This window comes from Longimicrobium sp. (genome assembly GCA_036389795.1).
Lineage (GTDB): Bacteria > Gemmatimonadota > Gemmatimonadetes > Longimicrobiales > Longimicrobiaceae > Longimicrobium.
In genome coordinates this window covers 1-19676 of record DASVWD010000078.1, presented here as the reverse complement: position 1 = coordinate 19676, position 19676 = coordinate 1, and the positions used below count along the sequence as shown (strand labels likewise).

Annotated in this window: 17 protein-coding genes; 4 read left to right on the top strand and 13 right to left on the bottom strand. The window is 71.4% G+C overall.

Annotation, left to right across the window (positions count from 1 at the left end):
• Window positions 1–17: 17 nt before the first annotated feature.
• The gene (locus VF746_10205; protein HEX8692783.1) at window positions 18–1169 is read left to right on the top strand and encodes a hypothetical protein; all 1152 of its coding nucleotides are present in this window, start codon (window positions 18–20) and stop codon (window positions 1167–1169) included.
• 83 nt (window positions 1170–1252) lie between these two features.
• Here the strand turns inward: VF746_10205 and VF746_10200 are convergent, their stop codons facing one another.
• Together VF746_10200 and VF746_10195 are read right to left on the bottom strand one after the other, a co-directional pair.
• A complete protein-coding gene (locus VF746_10200; GenBank protein HEX8692782.1) occupies window positions 1253–1675 on the bottom strand; it encodes a hypothetical protein in 423 nt (140 codons plus the stop codon).
• Window positions 1672–5970 (bottom strand): RHS repeat-associated core domain-containing protein, encoded by a 4299-nt coding sequence (locus VF746_10195; protein ID HEX8692781.1) that lies wholly within the window; start codon window positions 5968–5970, stop codon window positions 1672–1674. The genes VF746_10200 and VF746_10195 overlap by 4 nt, the downstream gene beginning before the upstream one ends.
• Window positions 5971–6151: 181 nt before the next feature.
• Here VF746_10195 and moaC point away from each other — a divergent pair, with 181 nt between their 5' ends.
• Window positions 6152–6646: a cyclic pyranopterin monophosphate synthase MoaC gene (gene moaC, locus VF746_10190; protein ID HEX8692780.1), complete on the top strand. Its 495-nt coding sequence runs from the start codon at window positions 6152–6154 to the stop codon at window positions 6644–6646.
• A 161-nt stretch (window positions 6647–6807) separates the two neighbouring features.
• Window positions 6808–7380 carry a transglycosylase SLT domain-containing protein gene (locus tag VF746_10185; protein HEX8692779.1) on the top strand — a complete coding sequence of 191 codons (573 nt, stop codon included), beginning with the start codon at window positions 6808–6810 and terminating at the stop codon, window positions 7378–7380.
• 294 nt (window positions 7381–7674) lie between these two features.
• Here VF746_10185 and VF746_10180 read toward each other — a convergent pair whose 3' ends face one another.
• From VF746_10180 to VF746_10135, 10 genes are all read right to left on the bottom strand, one after another.
• Window positions 7675–8220 carry a hypothetical protein gene (locus VF746_10180; GenBank protein ID HEX8692778.1) on the bottom strand — a complete coding sequence of 182 codons (546 nt, stop codon included), beginning with the start codon at window positions 8218–8220 and terminating at the stop codon, window positions 7675–7677.
• A 107-nt stretch (window positions 8221–8327) separates the two neighbouring features.
• Complete coding sequence (locus tag VF746_10175) at window positions 8328–8855, bottom strand: O-acetyl-ADP-ribose deacetylase (GenBank protein HEX8692777.1); 528 nt, start codon at window positions 8853–8855, stop codon at window positions 8328–8330.
• 66 nt (window positions 8856–8921) lie between these two features.
• A complete protein-coding gene (locus tag VF746_10170; GenBank protein ID HEX8692776.1) occupies window positions 8922–9671 on the bottom strand; it encodes an isochorismatase family protein in 750 nt (249 codons plus the stop codon).
• Window positions 9672–9849: 178 nt separating this feature from the next.
• Complete coding sequence (locus VF746_10165) at window positions 9850–11055, bottom strand: hypothetical protein (GenBank protein HEX8692775.1); 1206 nt, start codon at window positions 11053–11055, stop codon at window positions 9850–9852.
• Window positions 11056–11134: 79 nt separating this feature from the next.
• The gene (locus VF746_10160; protein ID HEX8692774.1) at window positions 11135–12301 is read right to left on the bottom strand and encodes an NUDIX domain-containing protein; all 1167 of its coding nucleotides are present in this window, start codon (window positions 12299–12301) and stop codon (window positions 11135–11137) included.
• Between the two features lie 149 nt (window positions 12302–12450).
• On the bottom strand, window positions 12451–13230 hold the full coding sequence (locus tag VF746_10155) for an alpha/beta hydrolase (GenBank protein ID HEX8692773.1): 780 nt from the start codon (window positions 13228–13230) through the stop codon (window positions 12451–12453).
• A 59-nt stretch (window positions 13231–13289) separates the two neighbouring features.
• The gene (locus VF746_10150) at window positions 13290–13958 is read right to left on the bottom strand and encodes a YceH family protein (GenBank protein HEX8692772.1); all 669 of its coding nucleotides are present in this window, start codon (window positions 13956–13958) and stop codon (window positions 13290–13292) included.
• Window positions 13959–14071: 113 nt separating this feature from the next.
• Window positions 14072–14653, bottom strand: a complete 582-nt coding sequence (locus tag VF746_10145) for a dihydrofolate reductase family protein (protein HEX8692771.1) — start codon at window positions 14651–14653, stop codon at window positions 14072–14074.
• A gap of 229 nt (window positions 14654–14882) precedes the next feature.
• Window positions 14883–15347, bottom strand: coding sequence for a gamma-glutamylcyclotransferase (locus tag VF746_10140; GenBank protein HEX8692770.1), 465 nt, complete (start codon window positions 15345–15347; stop codon window positions 14883–14885).
• A 2-nt stretch (window positions 15348–15349) separates the two neighbouring features.
• Window positions 15350–16774: a peptidylprolyl isomerase gene (locus VF746_10135; protein ID HEX8692769.1), complete on the bottom strand. Its 1425-nt coding sequence runs from the start codon at window positions 16772–16774 to the stop codon at window positions 15350–15352.
• 884 nt (window positions 16775–17658) lie between these two features.
• Between VF746_10135 and VF746_10130 the strand changes: the two genes are divergently transcribed.
• The gene (locus tag VF746_10130; protein ID HEX8692768.1) at window positions 17659–18534 is read left to right on the top strand and encodes a TonB family protein; all 876 of its coding nucleotides are present in this window, start codon (window positions 17659–17661) and stop codon (window positions 18532–18534) included.
• Window positions 18535–18971: 437 nt separating this feature from the next.
• Here VF746_10130 and VF746_10125 read toward each other — a convergent pair whose 3' ends face one another.
• On the bottom strand, window positions 18972–19292 hold the full coding sequence (locus VF746_10125; protein ID HEX8692767.1) for a hypothetical protein: 321 nt from the start codon (window positions 19290–19292) through the stop codon (window positions 18972–18974).
• Window positions 19293–19676 lie beyond the last annotated feature (384 nt).

The following is a 19676-nucleotide window of genomic DNA, read 5'->3' as shown; positions in this document are numbered from 1 at the left end:
CTCCACGGCTTCCGCTGATGGCGCTGCCGCCGGTCTACGGGCACGCGGACGTCCGCGCCAAGCTGATCACCGCCCTGCGCGCGGGGAACCTGCCGCAGTCGCTGCTGGTCCACGGCCCCGCGGGCGTGGGCAAGGAGCGGGTGGGGCTCTGGCTCGCCCAGCAGCTCGTCTGCGCGTCTCCCGCGGCGGACGGAACCGCGTGCGGGCAGTGCCAGCCGTGCCGCATGGTGCTGCGTCTGGAGCACCCCGACGTGCACTGGTTCTTCCCGCTCCCCCGCCCCGACGCGGCCACCCCCGAGAAGCTGCGCGACAAGCTGGAGGAGGCGCGCGGCGCCGAGCTGGAGGCGCGCCGCGGCGACCCCTTCCACGTCCCCGCGTACGACCGGGCGCCCGCCTACTTCCTGGGGATGGTGCAGAACCTCCAGCGCCTGGCCTCCGTGCGCCCCGCCATGGGCCGCCGCAAGGTGTTCGTGGTCGGCGACGCCGAGGCGATGGTGCCGCAGGAGTCCAGCCCCGAGGCCGCCAACGCCTTCCTCAAGCTGCTCGAGGAGCCCCCGGCCGACACGACCCTCGTCATCACCTCCTCGAACCCCGGCGCGCTGCTCCCCACCATCCGCTCGCGCGTCCTCCCGGTGCGCCTGCTGCGCCTCTCCGCCGCCGAGGTCGCCGACTTCCTCGTGCGCGAGCGGGGGATGCCGCCGAAGCAGGCCGAAGAGCTGGCCGCCGTCTCCGAAGGCGCCGTCGGCCGGGCGCTGCGCCTGCTGCCGACGGCCGGGGGCGCGGGGATGCTGCAGAAGCAGCGCGAGACGGCGCGCGGGCTGCTGGTGGCCGCCACGTCGGGCTCGGGGGCGGAGCGCTTCGCGGCGGCCAACGCCGTGGCCCCCGCCGGCGCGCGCGGCGAGTTCGCCGCCGGGTTGGAGGCGCTGGGACTGTGGCTGCGCGACCTGATGGCCGTGGCCGCCGGCGCCCCCGAGCAGGTGGCCTACACCGACGACCCCGCGCTCCTTGCCGCGATCGCGAAGAAGCCGGGCGTGAGCGCCGAGGGCGTGGCGTCGGCGATCCTGCGCGTGCGCGAGGCGCAGGACATGGCCGCCGGCAACGTGAACCCGCAGCTCATCCTGGCAGACCTGCTCGGCGGCATCCGCCGCGACCTGCTGCGCACGGGGTGAGGCGCCTGAAGTCGTGAACGACGAGTCGCGGCTGCCGAACTCGCATCGGCAAACGCGACTTGTGTTTTGATCGTGAGCCGCGGCTACGGAGTTCGCGGCGGATCTTCCTTCATCTCGTACAGCAGCACGACGTCCCCGACCCGCGGCGGGTTCCTGAGCACTTTGGCCGAGCGGTAGTAGGTGAGCTTCAGGGTGTCGGGTGCAAGCCACCGTGCCTCGACCGCCGGCGACCCGATGCGGGAGGCGGTCCCCGCAGTGTCGGCGAAGATGACCGAGAGGGCGTTGCCTTTCCCCTTCGCCTCCCGCCCTGCCTTCACTACCGAGACCTGGGTGTTCACCGACATCCCGAAGCCGCAGACCGCGGAGAACACCACCGCGTCGTACTCACGGTTCGGCGACCGGCTTCGTTCGACCACCCAATTGTCGCAGTCGACGCACCCGGTGATCCCCACCAGCATTCCCACGATCGCGACGACGAAGAGATTACGTCGGTTCGCGCAGCTCATTTCTTGTAACATCCTTCCTCGTAGTAGCGAATCCCCTGTCGGATCCAGGCCTGGTCGACGCGCTCGTCGCCGTACGGGGCCCTTCCCCACCAATGCCCGTCTCCCGCGGCCGATCCCGACGGATTTCTGGATTGGACGTATCCGGCGGCCCGCAGCAGATCTCCCCTCGAAAACCCCACCGCGCGCCCAGTGGCGCCGTAGTTGAAGTTCCCTCCGTCCTCGTACTCGGGGCGCAGCCCTCCCGTGCTTTGCTGATAGTCCCAGGGCTTGTTCTTCCCGACCATGTCACGGAACCAGGCCATCGTCAACAACTCTCCGATCCCCTCGACCCAGCGGAGCCACCATGCACGAAGCGCAAGACTCACGTTGTCGTCGACACTCGCGCCCGGCGGGAGCGGGGGCGGGAGAGGACATTGTCTGTGATTCTTTTCGTCATGTCCCTCGTTCCCATTGCCTCCCTCGGGACAGGTGGTACGCACATACGTTTCGCTGACGACCTGGCCGGTCCTCCGGTTGATGGTGATCAGATACCAGTCGATGCAGCCATCCCGCCGTAGCAGTCCCAGGGGATCAAGGTAGTTCGTGGGACTGTTCCCAACGTAGGCGTACGTGTTGATCCCTCCCGCCAGCCCGATCGGATCATCGCTGACGAAGCGCGCCAGCACCGGGTCGTACCAGCGGTTGCGCACGTAGTACAGCCCCGTGAGCGCGTCCAGTTCCCGCGCCATGTAGCGCAGCGGCTGCGGCACACCCTCGGTGACCACCTCCGTCTCCCCCCACGGGTTGTGACGGTACTCGTTCACCACCTGGTTGCTGGAGTTGAAGAGGCCCGCGACGTGCCCGGGATACTCGGTCGCATAGTAGTAGACCGAGCCGTCCGCCGCGCGCAGGCTGTGCGGACGGTCGATCCCCGGGTAGTGGGCGAACTCCCGCAGCAGGGTGCCGTTCTGGTCCACCTCCAGCAGCAGGTCGTCGCCGTCGTACACCGAGTAGGTGGACGAGCCGCCCGCCACGCTGCGGACCACCCGCTGGCCGAAGCCGTTGTACCCGTAGAAGACGGTCACACCGTTGGTGGTCACGCTCTCGAGCTGGCCCAGGCTGTTCCAGGAGAGCGTCTGGTCGTAGCTCGCGTTGTACTTGCGGGTGAGGTTGCCTTCCTCGTCGTACGCGAAGCCGTAGCCGCGGAAGGTGGCGTACCGGTTGCTCGCGGGCTGCAGCGACGCCCCGGCGTCGGTGCGGTTCCCCACCGCGTCGTACGAGTACGCGGCCGCGTCGGTCTCCACCCACTCGGTCGGCCGGTAGCACGTGCTCGGCTGCCAGGGATTCTCGCACACCAGGTCGCCGGGCGTGGCGACGAGGTGGCTGAAGCCGGTGAGCCGGCTCACCGCGTCGTACGAGTAGCGGCGCTCGGTGCTGCCCGAGGCGTTGTTGCGCAGCAGCAGACGGTCCAGGTGGTCGAAGCCGTACCGGAAGCCGAGCCTGCCGTCCAGCCCCGGCACGCTCCAGCGCGCCTGCGCGGGCAGGTGCGTGCCCGTGTACTGGAAGGTCTGCCGCGCGCCGCTGGGCAGCCAGATGGTGTCGACCTGCGCGTCGTCGTTGTAGTAGAGGTTGGTCCAGGCGCCGAACGCCAGGATGCCGTCGAGCTGCAGCGAGGCGTTGTAGCGGAAGCGGATCTCCGGCAGGGTGCGCCCCGGGGCGTTGTACGCCAGCCTCTCGCGCAGGCCCTCCTCGCTCCAGGTGGACGTGCGCCGGAAAACTCCGCCGGGCACGCCCGGAAAGATCGTCACCTCGTCGGTGGGCCGCCCGCGTTCGTCGAACCGGATCGTGTCGGCGCTCACGTCGTTGTGCGCGTACACCCAGCGCCGGTCCGGGCCATACTCGTAGGTGGTGGTCGCTCCGTCGGCCGTGCGGGCCAGCACCCGGCCCAGGCTGTCGTGGCTGAAGGTGACGGTCCGGTTGCGGCGGTCCGTGGCCCGCACCACGTTGCCCGCCACGTCGTACCCGAAGCTGCGGGGCCGCCCGTTCGGGTCCACCTCCGACGTGAGCCAGCCGAGCGGGTTGTGGTGGAAGGTGTACGCCTTCCCGGCCGCGTCGGTCACCCGGTACAGCTGCGTTTCCTGGTAAGTGAGCCGCGTGGTCCCGGCCGGGTCGCTCACGGCGGTGTCGCGGTTGATCAGGTCGTAGAAACGCTGCACCGTTCCCGCCGCATCGGTGACCGTCGCGGCGCGGCCGTACGAATCGTAGCCGTAGCTGACCACCCGCGTCGAGCCGCTCGCGTCCAGGTCGCGCACCTCGGCCAGGTTGCGGAAGCCGGTGGGCTGGTAGGTGTAGTCGGTGCGGTGGCCGGCGGCGTCCTGCGACCACAGGATGCGCCAGTCCGGCGTGTAGTCGAAGAGCGTGGAGTCGGAGCCGAGCCTGACCTTTCGCAGCTCGCCTCGCGGGCCGTAGTGGTAGGTGGTCACGGCCCCGCCCGACGATACGGTTTCCAGCTGGTTGTAGGCCGTCTCGTAGGTGTAGTCGGTGAAGCCGCCGCTTTCCGCATCCCAGGAGCGCGTCAGGCTGGCCCCTTCCCACTGGTACCGCGAGACCGCCCCGGTGGGGAGCACCACCGTCGTCGGCTGTCCTTGTTCGTTGCGGCTGATGAGCGTGGTGTCGCCCAGCGGCTCCTCCACGCGCGTGGGCTGGAAGAAGCGGTCGAACGCCAGGCGGGTGACGGCGCCCCGCGGGTCGGTCACCTCGGCGCGCGCGGCGGCGCTGTCCACGCGCGGGGCGGCGCCCGGGCCGGGCGAGAGCAGGGCCGTCTCCCACGCGCGGAAGCGCACGGCGGGCCGCGCCTGCGCTCCGCCCTCCAGCGTGACGGTGGGGAGGCTGTCCGCCGCCACCAGGCCCGCCGCGTCGTAGACGTACGTCCAGGTTCCGCCGTCGCGGTTGGCGCGCGAGACCAGGCGGTGGGCGCCGTCGTAGCCGAGCACGAGCCCGACCCCCTGGTCCGCCTCGTGGACGTAGGTGAGGTTGTTCTGCCCGTCGTAGTACGCGAAGCCGGTGCCGCGCCCGCCGGGGTCGTAGATGGCGCCGAGCTTGTACGAGTGGGTCCCGTTCGCCCCGTGGTAGGCGAAGGTGGTCGCCTGCTGCACCGGGTCGACGATCTGGTACGGGACCCGCGCGCCGTCGGCGGTCCAGGTCCAGGAGAAGGAAGTGGTGTTCTGGAAGCGGTCGGTCACGTACTTCAGGTAACCGTCGCCGGAGAAGACCGCCTCGGTGCCGTCGGGCCAGCGGCGGTGCCAGAGCGAGTCGGGCCGGGTCAGCTCGCTCCACTCCCCTTCGGGCCGCTTCCAGATGGTGAAGCCGTTCTTGGCGAAGTAGACCGCCGAGCCGTCGCCGTTGGTCACCATCACGCTGTCGCCGCGGAAGTGCAGGCGCTGCAGCCCCGCCACCGACCACCCCGCCCCGAAGCGGCTCCCCTGCTCGTTGACGATCAGCACCCGCACGGGGACGGTCGAAGTCCGCGTGTCGCCCGCCCAGTGGGAGCGTACCGCCACGAGGTAGGTGTAGGCGCCGGTGGGAAGGTGGGGCGCGGTCCAGGTGGCCGCCAGGCGGTGGGTGGCCGCCCCCTCGACGCTGTAGTGCCGCTCGCCCGTGACCGGGTTCCCGGCGGCGTCCAGCACCTGGATGGAGAGGGTCGCCGGCTTCTCCTGCGAGTTGTCGAAGGCGTCCACCTGCACGAAGGCGCGCGCCTGCGCCTGCGCGCCCGTGTAGACCAGGGTGACCGAGCGCGGCACGTCCTTGCTCACGTACGCGGGAGTCGTGTAGGTCTGCACCGCGTCGAACGGCGAGACCGTCCGCACGCCCTCGCTGTACGGCGCCAGGCTGATGAGCGGGTCCGCGTGCCACTGCGCCGGGGGCGGCTGCGTGTAGGTGTAGCTGCCGCCCCCCGCGTCGCACTTCCCGGTCAGGTCGCAGACGCTGACCTCCAGCGTGTTCACCCCCGGCGCCAGGTCCAGGCCCAGGACGGTGGAGCCCTCCGTCCCCGCGCCGGCCAGCCCGCCCTGGATCACGTGCCCGTTCAGCTTCGCCTGGAAGCTCCCGAAGTTCAGCCCCGAGTCGTCGCTGAACTCCACCGTCACCGTCACGTACGGGGTCGTGTACGTCCCGCCGGCCGGCGTGACCGCCACGAAAGGAGCGTAGTTCGTGCAGCGAGGGTTGAGCGACTGGCACGGTTGCTGGGCGGCCGCGGGCGTGGACCCGGCGCAGACGAGCGCCACGACCGCGAGGAGGGCGGCGAGTCGGAAGAGCATGCGGTACCGGGATCGGGAGAAGGCGGTCGGGTGGAATCGGACAATCATTTATTCACGAACGTATGAATCTCTCCGTGCACTTGCAAGACGGCGGTCGCGGCGAGAAGCTACCGCGGGAGGAGTTGCACGCATCGGAACGGATCGTTACAGCACACGCGCTTCCGCCGAGGGGACTCAGCCGATGACCGAAGCGGGGTTCACCCACCTGGACGAGCAGGGCCGGCCACGCATGGTCGACGTCGGCGAAAAGGCGGTCAGCCGGCGCCTGGCGGTGGCCGAGGGGCACGTCCGCATGGCGCCGGAGACGCTCGCCGCCATCGTGGAAGGGAGGGCGCCCAAAGGAGATGTGCTGGGCGTGGCGCGCCTGGCCGGGATCATGGGCGCCAAGCGCACGGCGGACCTGATCCCCCTCTGCCACCCCCTCCCCCTGGACTCGGTAGAGGTCGATCTGGAGCCCGACGCGGCGCTCCCCGGCGTGCGGGCCGTGGCGACGGCGCGGGTGGAGGCGAAGACGGGGGTGGAGATGGAGGCGCTCACCGCGGTAACGTGCGCGCTGCTCACCGTTTACGACATGTGCAAGGCGCGCGACCGCGGGATGCAACTGGGCGGGATCCGGCTCCTGCGCAAGGAAGGCGGGCGCTCCGGAACCTGGACGGTGGAAACGGAAGGCGGCTGACGGGGCACGTCCCTTGCCTCTGTGCCCCACGCCAACCCTGAACCGGAGGAGCCGGAATGCAGTCACTCCTGTTGAAGCTGCAGGCCGACGTCGAAGCGCGCAAACATCAGCATTGGGACATCTCCGCCACGGTCAAAAGCGCCATTCTGGGCATCGGAACGGTGGTTCTCGCGTTCCTGCTTGGACTTCGGGCGTCCGGGGCGGGCGAGGTGGAGGGTGGGACGCTGATGCGGCAGTTCGGGGCGCCCACGCTCCAGGGCGTGGTCGACCTGCAGCGCGTGCAGATCGAGCGGCTGGAGCGGGTCACCGCAAACTCTTCCACCTACGGAATTCCTGCCGACCTGGCCGCGCGGATCGAGGAGATCGCGCAGGCGGAGGGGATCGACCCGAAGCTGGCCTTCGGGCTGGTGGCCACGGAAAGCGAGTTCAACCACCGCGCGGTGAGCCCGGTGGGCGCGGTGGGCTACACGCAGCTCATGCCCTCCACGGCGCGCTACTTCCGCCCCGGCGTGGCGCGGCACGAGCTGTTCGACCGCGACACCAACCTACGCATCGGCTTCCGCTTCCTGCGCACGCTGATCGACAAGTACGACGGGAACGTGCGGCTGGCGCTGCTGGCCTACAACCGCGGGCCCGAGAAGGTGGACCAGCTCCTGCGCGCCGGCGAGGACCCCGACAACGGCTACCCGCGCCTGGTGCTGCGCGACTGGAGCAAGGGCCGCAGGCCCCGCTGAGCGGCCGCGCCGGATCCCAGCATCGAACGACAGGACGCCGCGCCCGGGACTCGGATCCGAGTCCCGGGCGTGGTCGCTTTCGAGCCGGGTGTACCGGGTCGTGACGGTAATCCGTAGGGGCGAGGCCTGCCTTAGGCCTGCCTCGACCGGCGGATGTCGGCTCGTGCGCCGAAGGCGGCCCCAGCGCCGGTGCTACCTGTGCTCGGACTCGCAGGCTCGCCCCTACCAACAGCGAAACGGACGCGCCCGCCCCTTCGCGGAGGCGGGCGCGACCGTTCAAGTGCGTCCGGAACGTCAGCTGCCCTGGAGCTTGCTCTCGACCAGCTCGGCGCCTTCCTGGGTGAGCGCGTACTGCTTCCGGGCCTGGCGGGTGGTGCCCATCTTCTTCTTCTGCACCATGAGCGGCGGCTTGGCGCGCAGGTTCGACTCGATGGCGCGGGTGATGTTGGGGACCGGGAGGCCGTTGCGCTTCAGCTCGGCGTTGATGGCCTGGCTGGTGACGGTGCGGTCCGGCCGGCCGCGGGCCAGCACGTAGGCGCCCAGCAGCGCGCGCTCGGCCATGGTCTCGGGGCGCCAGCGCTCCAGCAGCGCGCTCACGTTGGCGCCGCCGCGGCGCGCGCCCGTGGTGCCGCGCGGGCGCCCGCGCCGGCGCGGCGCCTCCTCGCCCTCGCCGGCCGCCTCGCCGCCCCCGGCCGCCGCACGCGCCCGCGCCCGCCCCGCCGAGCCGAAAGCGCGCTCCAGCAGGATGTCGCGCGCCTGCTCTTTGAGGATGGGGTCGTAGCTCGAGATTATGGCGTTGATCTCGTCGAGCATCTCTTTGACTTCGCGCAGCTCTTCCATGGGGGCTCCGTTGCGGCGGTCCAGGCGTGTACGGCCGCGGCTCGCGTCCGCGTGTTCCGTTGATGTCGGGGGGACATGGACTGCAATGTCTCCGGTGTGAACATCATTTAAACCGCCTCTTGCACCGCCGTCAAGTATTCTCTGTATGCCTCCTCTCCGAACGTGCAGAAGATCACCTTCTGGGGATAGGGGTTTCGGGCCAGAAAGTCCGCCGCTTCACGCACCGCAATGCGCGTGGCGCGCGCCAGCGGAAAGCGGTATGCACCGGTGCTGATCGACGGGAACGCGACGGTGCGCATCTCCTTGCCGGCGGCGAGCTTGAGCGAGCTGCGGTACGCGGACGCGAGCAGCTCGTCTTCTCCCTTTTCACCACCCTGCCATACCGGCCCGACGGTATGGATCACCCACCGCGCGGGGAGCCGGTAGCCGCCGGTGAGCTTCGCCTCGCCGGTGCGGCAGCCGCCGAGCCCCCGGCACTCCTCCAGCAGCCCCGGCCCGGCCGCGCGGTGGATCGCCCCGTCCACTCCCCCGCCCCCCAGCAGCGAGGTGTTCGCCGCGTTGACGATGCCGTCGACGTCGAGCCGGGTGATGTCGCCCTGGACGACTTCCAGGCGCGCGGCGAGTGGCGTGGTCATGAAACCCCAGTGCTAAGTGCGAAGTGCTAAGTGCGAAGTGCGAAACCGCGAATGGACGTGCGTGATCTACGCCGCGGCCCGGGGCTCCTGGCTCCGCAGCTCCAGCCCGCGCGTGGTGATGAGCGCGGCGCCGGCGCCGCTCCAGCGCTCCAGGCTCACGGCTTCGTCCTCCAGCCCCAGGCCCCAGGTGGCGTCGGTGATCACCGTCACCGCGTAGCGGCGCACGGGGGCGAGCATCCCCTCCACCGCCTGCTTCACGCACACGTCGCGCGCCACGCCCGCCACGTAGATCTCCAGCGGCGCGCCGAGGCGATGGCGCAGCTCGCGCAGGAGCGCGTCGGTGGCGGGGTTGCCCTCGAAGACGTCGAAACGGTCCTTGCGGATGAAGACCGGCCGCCGCTCCTCCACCGCGCGGCGGGCGACCTCGCGCGCGTCGGCCTCGGTGGCGCCGCGGTCGAGCACCAGCGGGTCGGCGGGGCGGATCGGCTCGATGACCTCGGCTCCCAGCCGCTCCCCGGGATCGGGCGAGAGCCCCATGCAGTGCGGCGGGTAGGTCCCCTTCCGCGCGTCCGGCGCCACGGTGTCGATCTCGGCGTCGCCGTAGGCGTGCCAGTCGCCCGTGTAGACCATCACGTCGCAGTGCTCCTCCATCCACCGCACCGCCCGCGTCAGCGCCGGCACGCAGAGGCGCGCGCCGGGGTCCCTGCCGCCGTCGAACAGGTCGTGCACGTAGAGGCGCCCGCTCTCCTCCGGGGGGAGCAGGAAGTCGTTCTGCGCGTCCACCACCCACCCGACCCGCGCGATCCGCTCGGCCATGGCTCTATCCTCCCGACGGCTCGCCGCCGTCCTTCATGTGATGTGTCGCGCAGGGGCGAGCATGCGAGTCCGAACCGAGCCGGCATCGGCGCAGGAGGCTGCCTGCCGCGCACGGGGCCGACGTCCGCCGGTCGAGGCATGCCTCGCCCCTACGAACTAATCGCACTTCGCACTGCCGTTACTCCACCCGCCCCCAGTCCAGCGTGACCATGCGCGGGTTGTCGCGGTAGCGGCGGCCGACCTTGCCCTCGTCGCGGCCGTCGACCTTCACCAGGTCGGCGGTGAAGTCGAAGTCGTTCAGCAGGCTGCCCGAGCCGTCGCTGTGGCCCAGCAGGCTGCTGCCGATCCCGTACGCCATCACCGGCACGCCCTCGGCCTCGAAGCGCCGGATCTTGGCGGGCGTGAAGCCGCCGCTCGCCACGATGCCGACGTAACCGAACCCCTCCGCGTCCAGCGCGTCGCGCAGCTTGCGCACCAGGTAGGGGTTGACGCCGGTGAGCTTGGCGCGGCCCCACAGCTCCTCGTCCTTGAGCAACGCGTAGTCGATCAGCCGCTCGCTGGTGTCCACGCGCACGGCCGAGAGCACGCCGTCGCCGAACTCCTCGCGCATGGCGCGCGCGACGGCGAGCGAGGTGCCCACCGAGTCGTTGTCGTAGTCCACCAGGCTCATCACCTGCACGTCGGGCTCGCAGTCGCGCAGGTAGCGCGCGAAGGCCAGCGTGGCCGCCACCGTGTCGCCTCCGAAGGCGGCGATCATGGCGTGCGGCATGGTGCCCACCCCGCGCGCGCCCCACCAGGCGCCGGCGGCGTCGCTGGAGACGCTCTGCGCGCCGCCGACCTGCGCGGCGTAGCCGTCGGGCGTCTGCACGCGCCAGTCGTCGTGGCGCGGCGCCATGAAGATCACCGGCTTCCCCCGCGCGGCCTCGACCACGGTGCGCGTGTTGGTGGCGATCAGCGAGCGGCGGGCGAGCACGCCCAGGAGCGGCGTCTCCAGGTGCGCGAAGCCGCGGTAGCGCCCGGTGACGTGCATCACCGGCTCCCAGTCGTCGTCGCCAGCGCGGTTGATGGCGTCGCCCTCCAGGAGGGTGCGCACCTCCAGCTCGCGCGCCTCGTAGCCGGGGACCAGCTGCGTCTGCAGGAGCCGGATCGCCTCGTAGACTCCGGCCAGCACCCCCTGCTTCTTGGCGAAGACCTGCATGGTGACCACGGGGTCGCGGCCCGCGTGCGCCAGCGTCTTCTCGGTGCGCACGAAGTAGCGGTCGGAGAGCCACCCGCCGCACATGCGCGGGTCGAAGCGGAAGAGCTGCGCCGGGAAGCGCCACAGGCCCGCGTGCAGCGCCTCGGCCCGCTCGCCGGGGTGGTCGGGGGGGACGGTGGCGGTCATGCGCCTCCGGGTGGCAATGTGATTCTCGAAACGAGAACAATGCGTCTCGCGGGAGAGATAGCGCGCGCTGGAGCGGGCGTCAAGGAGACCCTTCCTCCGGCCCGGCGGCCACGCCCAGGAAGGGGAGCCGCAGCGAGGGGTCGAGCCGGGCGCGCACGGCGTCGGGGCGGAAGCGGAAGAGCTCGGGGGCCACGCCCGGCTCCCCCGCCGCCCGCTTGCGCCGCCGGCCGGTGCCGGAGACGATGCGCGGGGTGCGCGTCTGGCGCTCGTCGCGGGCGGCGGCCACGGTGCGGCGGAAGTTGGCGCGGTGCAGCGGCCGCCCGGCGATGGCCTCGCAGGCGGACTGCAACTCGTCGAGGGTGAAGTCCTCGCCGGTGAGCGCCATCAGCGACGCCGGCAGGTACTTGATCTTCCCCCTGAGCCGGGCCAGCGCGTCGCCCAGGATGCGGCGGTGGTCGAAGGCCATCTCCCGCCCGGGCGCGGCGTCGGTCTCCCCCGCCTCGGCGCGGCCCCAGGCGTCGCGGCGGCCCTCGGGGACGAGCCCGGCGTCGAAGAGGAGGCGCCAGCGGTCGCCCACGCGCTCCTCGTTCCACTCCTTGAGCCCGAAGCCGAACGCGTAGTCGATGCGCTCGCGCGCGTCGCCGCCCGCGGCTTCCGCCCAGGCGGAGAGCCCGGCCAGGGCGCGGCGGGCGGCGGCGCGCCCGGCCTCGGCGCGCAGGTCTTCCCAGGGGAGGTAGGCGTAGACGTCGGTCCAGCGCGCCTCGGAGACCTCGCCCTCCTGCGCGGTGGGCGCGCTCGAAGGCCTGCGCATGAGCACCAGGTACGCGTTGGTGGCCACGCGCACGCCGCGCGGGACCCATTCGCCCGTCCGCTCGTCGCGCCGGCCGGCGAACTGGCGCGGGTCGCGGCCGTGCTGGGTGTAGCTCCCCAGCGGCTCCACGTACTCGGGCGCGTCCACCCCGGTCTCCTCGGCCAGCTCGCGGACGGCGGTCTCGCGGGTGGTGGGGTCGGCCTCCCAGTCCATGAAGCCGCCGGGAAAGGCGTCGAGGCCGCGGAACGGCTCTGCGTCGCGGACCACCACCAGCACCTGGAGCGCGGCCTCGCCCCCGTCCCGGTCGAGCGCGAACGCCACGGCGTCGCCGGTGACGGCGAAGCGCGGGAACTCGCTGGCGTCGTAGCGGAGCGCCCACTCGGGGACGGGGCCGTCGTCCGGCGGGGCCGGCTTCTTCTCGGCGGAGTCTGACATTGCGTCGGCGGTCACGAGGGCGTTCTCGACGCGAGAATCAGGCCCGGGGTCAGGAGTGCGAAGTGCGAGGTGCGAAGTGCCAAAGCCCGGCTGCACCGCTCATCTCAGAGCCGGTGATCGGATGGCCCCGCGCTCGCGGCAACACCGTGTCAGGCTGCGCCGCGCGCGACCCGGTCACAGAACGAACCGATGGCAGTCGCGAGATCTTCCGTCGTCGCCGGAAGCGCCGAGCAATTCGCTATGCTCGCCGCGTAGAGATCGGACACCCCGGCGGGATGCTGCGGATCGTCCCCGCGCACCAGCAGGGTGGGAACCCCGATCGAGCGCAGGTCCGCGCTCGAGGCGAACGGCTGCACCCCCGAGGCGATGAACCGGCTCGTCGCCGCCACGCTCCCCGGATCGAACTCCGCCGCGACCTCCCACGCGCGCTCCCGGAAGCCTTCCGGCAGCCGGGCGTACAGGGCCCGCAGCACTTCGATCCCTTCCGCGGGGGCGCGGCTCGCGACCGAGTCCATTGCGGCGAATGCAGCCTCCTGGCCGCTCGTGTAGCCGGCGTCCGCCCCGGCGTAGACGGGCTTCACGAGCACGAGGCCGCGAACACGGGAGGGATGCCGGAGCGCGAAGCGAACCGCGACACCGGTCCCGCTCGAAACCCCGCCGACGATCGCCCGGTCGATGGAAAGATGGTCGAGGAGCTGGGCGACGTCGTCCGCGAGGCGGTCGAAGGTCAGGGGTTCCGGCGACCACGAGCGCCCGCTGCCACGGAGATCCGGCGCGATCACCCGGTGCCGCGCCGTGAGGGGCGTCAGCAGGGGCAGCACGGCCTGGTGGTTCGCCAGTCCGCCGTGCAGCATCACCAGCGCCGGGCCGTGGCCGTCTTCCACCGCGAACAGCCGGACGCCGCCGAGGGGAATCCAGACCTCGCGCATGCCGTGAATCCTCGGAGGCTCGTCGTCGGTCCGCACGTCGCCCGCGACGCGGCCGGTCCCTACTGGAACTGTGTCCGGAACGCGTCGAGCTCGGCGCGCAGCGCCGCCACCTCGACCCGCAGCTCCTCCACCGTCCGCTCCAGCGCCGCGACCCGGTCGTCCTCCGCCTCGCCGCGGCGGAAGGGCGCGGTCCGCTCTTCCGCCGCTGCGGGCGCATCGTCCTGCGCCGCCTCGCCGCCCAGCAGGTGCGCGTAGCGGACCTCCTTCTGCCCCGGCCGGCGGGGAAGCCGCGCGACGAGCGGCTCCGGCTCGCGCGCGATCAGCGAATCCAGCACCGATTCCAGGTCGGCGAGGCCGGCGAACGGATGCAGCCGCTCGGTGCGCGCGTGCAGCTCGCCCGGCGTCTGCGGTCCGCGGAGCATGAGCACGCCGAGCACCGCGAGCTGGCGCGCGTCGAGCTTCAGCTCGTCCGCCAGCGTTTGCTCGTACTTGGTCACCCGCGAGCCCACCGGCTGGATCTGGCGCACGAAGCCCCGGCGGCGGAGCACGACGGTCGCCGGGACCACCGCGTCCTCGTCGAGGCGCATCACCGGCTCCCGGTTGGTCGTCTGGTTGCACGCCGCCAGCAGCGCGTTCAGGGAGAGCGGGTAATAGTCCGGCGTCGTGACCTCCTTCTCGAGGAGCGAGCCGAGGATGCGCACTTCGACGTCGGTGAGCGGGGGATTCACGATCCGTCTCCTGTCTCCTGGAACCGTTCCCGATCGCCCTCGTCCGGCGTCAGGACTGAACAGCAAGGACGTGCGCGCCGAGAAGGTCCGCAGCCCCGGGGGTACGAACGGCGCTACCGTCGCAGCGCATAGTGCAGGCCGACCACGCCGGTCGGGTACGGCGTCGCGGACTTCAGCTCGAACGTCGCGTGCACGCCGTCCGGCAGCACCCGCTTGCCGCTCCCGAGCGTGATGGGATACACGAGCAGGTGCAGCTCGTCCACCAGGCCGTGCTCGAGCAGGGCGTGCACGAGCTGGCTGCTGCCGTCCGTCAGGATGTTCCCGCCGGGCTGCTCCTTCAGCGCGCGCACCGAATCGATCACGTTCTCGCGGATGATGGTGGTATCGCGCCACATCGGCTGCTGGAGCGTCGTGGAGACGACGTACTTCTTCGGTGCGTTCATCATGTCCCCGAAGAAATCGCCCGCCGGCATCGGCTCGAACGCCTCCGCGTGGGTGACGTACGTGCGCCGCCCCAGGAGGAACGCATCGCAACCCTGCATCAGCTCGAAGAAGCTCTTCCCGATGTCGTCGTGCCAGTAGGGAAGCGTCCAGCCACCGTGCTCGAACCCTCCGTCCCGGTCCTCGTCCTTGCCGCCGGGCGCCTGCATCACGCCGTCCAGGGTCACGAACTCGGAGACGATCAGCTTTCTCATGAGGCCTCTCTGGTCAGGGTCGATTGCCCGCTGCGTCACTCAGGCGTCGAACGAGGGCCCCGGAAATCGACACGGCACCGCTCCCGGACCCCGGCGAGCGCGAAGCGGCGCGAAGACGCCGAACCGCGTCACACCGCGCTTCCGGCCTGGCACCCGATCCATGCGTGCGAGCGGGAACCTCCTCCCGGAGATGGACGCCGGGAGGAGGCTTCTCCTGTCGCGGGCAGCGTCAGCGCACTTCGGGCTCGGCCGCGTAGAGGTTCGCGACCGTGTACAGCCGCCGCTCCTCGGCCGGGCCGGGGCTGAACACGGGGACCAGGATGCGCCGATACCCCGGACCCTCGAAGTCGTCGAGCTCCGGCCACGCCGCGGCCAGCGTCGGGGCCGTCAGCACGTGCACCGGGACGGCGGGGCCGCCGGGACGCGGGAGGAACGCGGGGTAGCCGTACGTCGCCGCCCATCCCACGGGATGCAGGTCTCCCTCGATCACGCCCTCCGTCCACTCGCCGCCCAGGGGCGCGACGACGTGATGATTGGGCCGGCCCGGAGCCAGGGTGCCGTAGACCGCCAGGGTCTGGCTGGTCCGGAACAGGGCGTCGAGCCGCCGTTCGGCATCGGCCGCGTCCGGGTCGCCCGCGCGCGCCGCATTCGCCGCGGCCACCAGGCGGGTCACTTCGGCCAGGGAGAAATCCACCCTCAGCGCCCGGCCGGCTCCACGCGCATGGTGGCGACGACGTCTCCCTCCAGGATGGCGTCGACCGCGCCGATCCCCTCGATCACCTCGGCGAAGACGGTGTAGTCGCGCACCAGGCGGGGGTTGTCCTTGAGGTTGATGAACCACTGGGCGTCGCCGGTGTCGTGCCCGCGCGTGCTCATCCCCACCGTGCCGCGGGGGTGCGCGACCGTTCCGAGCTCGTCGCGCAGGTAGTGGGCGTAGCCCACGTACTCGTTCGTCCCCGGACCGCCGCCCTGGATCACGAAGTCCGGCTCCACGCGGTGCCAGCTGCCGCCGTCGTAGTAGCCTTCGCGCACGAGCGCCAGCACGCGCGCCGCCATGATCGGCGCCACGTCGCCGCGCAGCCGCACCACGAACGACCCTCCGCCGGCGCCGGGCGACATCGTGACGCGGACGCGCACGTCCCGGCCGAGCGCCAGCGCGACCGCGTCGGGCGGGAGATCGAAGCGCGGGGGAGGCGGGCGGTCGTCGCCGGCCGGGCGCCCGACCGCCTCGAGCAGGGCCACGCGGACGTCGCGCTCCGACTCGTTCGCGCGGCGCACCCACCGCTCGAACGCGGCGTTCGCCGCCGCGCGCGCGGCGGGCGCGGGAGACCCCTTCAGCGCGACGGCGGCGGCGCGGACGGCCTGCGCCTGGTCGCCCTGCAGGGCGGCCAGGTACACGTCGTCGGCGCCGTGGCCCACCAGCTTCGACAGCGCGTCGATGGCCGCCTCCTGCACGTTGCCGTCCGGGTCGCGCGCGAAGGCGCGCAGGCGGGGGGTGTCGGCCAGCACGGCGGCGGCGCGGGCGGCGTACAGGCGCACGTGCCAGTCGGCGTGCGCGGCGAGCCTCCCGAGCCGCGCCCGCGCCAGGCCGGGCGCGATCCGCGCGAGCGCGACCTCCGCGTGGGCGGCCGCGTGCCACGACACCCCGCCCGCGGCGCGCCGGCGCGTGTCGCGCGGCAGCTGGTCGACCCACCGGGTCAACACGCGCACGAACGCCGAATCGGCTCCACACCGCGCCTCCGCCAGGTCTGCCGCGCGGAGCCGCACCTGCCACACGAGGTCGTCCAGCGCGGCGCGCAGCGCCGCGCAGTCCCCGCGCCGGTCGGCGAGCGCCCGGTAGCGGAGCCGCCACCCCGGCTCGGGCCACGCGGGAGCGGCGGCGGCCGGCGGCAGCGAATCGCGCGCGGCGAAGCGCGGATCGCGGATCCGCCCCAGCGCCCGGCCGGCGATCAGCCGCACCCGCGGGTCGCCGTGCCGCAGCCCCGCGGCGATGGCCGCGTCGGTGGAGTCGCGCCGGTCCTCCGCGGCCAGGATCCGGCCGACCAGGGCCGAGTCGGCGCGCGTCTGCGCCTGGGCCGGCGCCGGGGCGAGCAGCAGGAGGAGAATCCAGGACTTTTTCATGGCTCCAGGGGACGCCGTCCGCGGCGGTGACGCAGGTGGGAACTCCCGCCGTCCATCCGGCGGGGAACAGGCTGCGCGTACAGTGTCGCGACCCGGCTCCTGCCGCGCCACCCCCCGGCCGAACGCCCGCGCGAACTCAGGGAGATGGAATCGGCAGGGTCGGCGAGGGAGTTTCCCTGCCGACTCCGCGGGAGCAAGCGCAGCTCATCGGCCGGAGTGGTCCCCAGCGTCCTGTGCCGCCGCGCGAAGTTGTACCCCATGAAGTGCAGGGACACGGCGTGGCGAAGGTTCTCCTCCTGTCTTGCTCGCTCCTGATCGCTCCCCCTCTGCGCGCGGGGAGCTACGGATGTGTTATACGGAATCCGGAAAATCAGTTGGTGTTCGCTGTCATTCTGAGGCCCGATCACACAGGACCGGCATCCGCACGGATGGCCGCAGGGCCGAAGAATCTTCTCACCCTGCCAGGTAGGTTGGGCGCGGTAGCGGCACGGATGCCCGCTCGCTTCATCCCCCGATAGCCAAGCTGTTTATCCGGATCTGGTATTATCCCACAGCCGGGTGCGAGAGACGACGACGGGGGAGCGGCGGCGCACAGAAGGGCCTCTTTGGCCGGAGCCGGGAATCCGGGGGAGACGTGGGAGACGTGGGAGACGTGGGAGACGTGGGAGACGGGAGGCGTCGCGACCGGGTCCACATTCGTGTGAACACAGCGCGCATGCGTCGGACTGGAGGGCCGCGGAGCCGCCTTCCTCGCTCCGTTCGCCGCCTGCGGGGGGACTGGTGATCTAAATTGCGGATCTACAATCATTTACGACGGCACGGTACCTGCAAATGTTCCATGACTCGCATCCGACGGATCTCGGAGCCCAAGCAGGAGCGTCAGCATGTTCTCAGTCTACGGCCCCGGACGACGCAGGAAGCACTGGAGCAAAGGCACCGTCGCGGTTTCGGTCCTGGCGCACGCGACCGCGATCGGCGCGATCGCCGTGTCGGCGCGGTACGCCCAAGCGAAGACGGTGGAAGAGGTGGTGATCGCCGAGTGGGAGCTGGAGGAGAAGCCCGTCAAGCCCACGCCGCCGCCTCCGCCTCCTCCTCCGCCACCGCCCGAGGAGGAGCCGCCGCAGCTCAAGGAGGCGCCGAAGGTAGAGCTCGCGAAGGAGCCCGAGCCCCCGCGCGTCCGGCGTCAGCCGCCCGCGCCGGTGAAGGGGAACTTCGTCTCGCCGCGGCCGCCCGAGAACCCGCCGGTGGGGGTCCCCGCGCCCGACATGAACGCGCCGACGCTCACGCAGGCGGACGTGAGCGGCATCGGCAAGGAAGGCGACGTGGTGGGCCCCGTGGACGCGTCCGACACGCGCGCGCCCACCGGCCACACGGAGCCCGTCCCGCCCACGCCCGAGCCGGCGCCGGTGGCGCCGACCCCCGAGCCCGAGCCCGTGAGCAACGAGCCGATGGCCGAGAGCGCGGTGGACGTCCGCCCGTCGCTCCGCAACGCCGGCGACGTGCAGCGCGCGCTGGACCGCGTCTATCCGGAGTCGCTCCGCGAAGCCGGCGTGACCGGGCAGACCGTGCTCCAGTTCGTGATCGACGAGAACGGCCGGGTCGAGCCGGGCTCGGTGGAGGTCGTGTCGTCGTCCAACGACGAGTTCGCCGCCGCCGCGCGGCGCATCGTGAGCTCCATGCGGTTCAGCCCCGCCAAGTCGGGCGGGCGCAGCGTGCGGGTCACCACCACCCTCCCGGTGACCTGGACCATCGGGCGCTGATCGGGACCGCCGGATCGTGATGCCGAGCGGCCGTCCGGACCCTCCGGGCGGCCTCTCGGCTCGTTGCCCTCGCCGAGAGGACAACGTCGAGAATCATACCATCTTGCAGGGCATCGTTCGGGAACAGGTTCTGAGAGGGCTCACACAGAGAAACGGAGGAACAGAGGACTTCGGGTTTTCTCTGTTCCTCTGTTTCTCTGTGTGATTCCAATCTGTTTCTGTTCTGTTTGGAACCAGAACAATGCTCGGCAACGTGGTATCACACGGCGGTCCGGCATCGGCGGATTGCGGCACGGCGCACACGGCGGCAGCTTCGCGCGCCTGAAAGCCATCTCCCGCCCTTCATCGATGCCGAACGGAACATCGAGGATTCACAACGAGTTATCGCGCTCCCGCGGATTCACGTGCTGCCTCTGCGCGAGCCGATGTTTTCTGGATCAGTTGCGCGTGGGCGTCCAGCCGAGTCGCTCGACGGTGCGCTTGTGGCCCAGGGGAGAAGGGCTGGCCGGGTAGACGGAGACGAGGTGCGCCTCGGCCGGGGGCGGCGCCTCCATCGGCAGGCCGTCGAAGCGCACGCCGGCCACCAGGAGCGCGCCGCGCTCGAAGAGGCGCTGCTCCTCGGCGGTGCCGTACACGGCGGCGTGGTAGGCGCCGTCGAGCAGGTAAAGCCCCGCGCTCGGCAGCACGCCGTCCCGCCACCTGGGCGTGGTGCGGCGGTCCTCGTAGAACCAGTTCGGGTCGAGCGGCCTCTTCTCCATGCAGCCTGCGGCGGTGCGGGAACGTGGGAGCGGGGACGGAGGCCGTATACCCGCGAACCCCGGTTTGGGTCGCGTCAAAGCAGCGCGGAGCGGCCAGGTGGGAAATGCCGATCCGAAACTGCTCGAGCAAACTTGGGGATGAGGCAAGCGGTCTTCCGCGTCGCTACCGCGCCCGACCCACGTGGCACATCGGCTAGATCCTTCGGCCCTGCGATCATCCAGGCAGATGCTGGCTCCCTGTGGTCGGGCCCAGACCGTGTGAAAACCTCCGCGACTGGGAGTTGCGACGGTTTTCAAGAAGAGCGAGACGCGAAATTCGGGGTGAGCGGCCTGAGCAGCGTCTCAGATGCGTCTGGAGGGAGAACCCGCTCCTCTGGAGCCTTG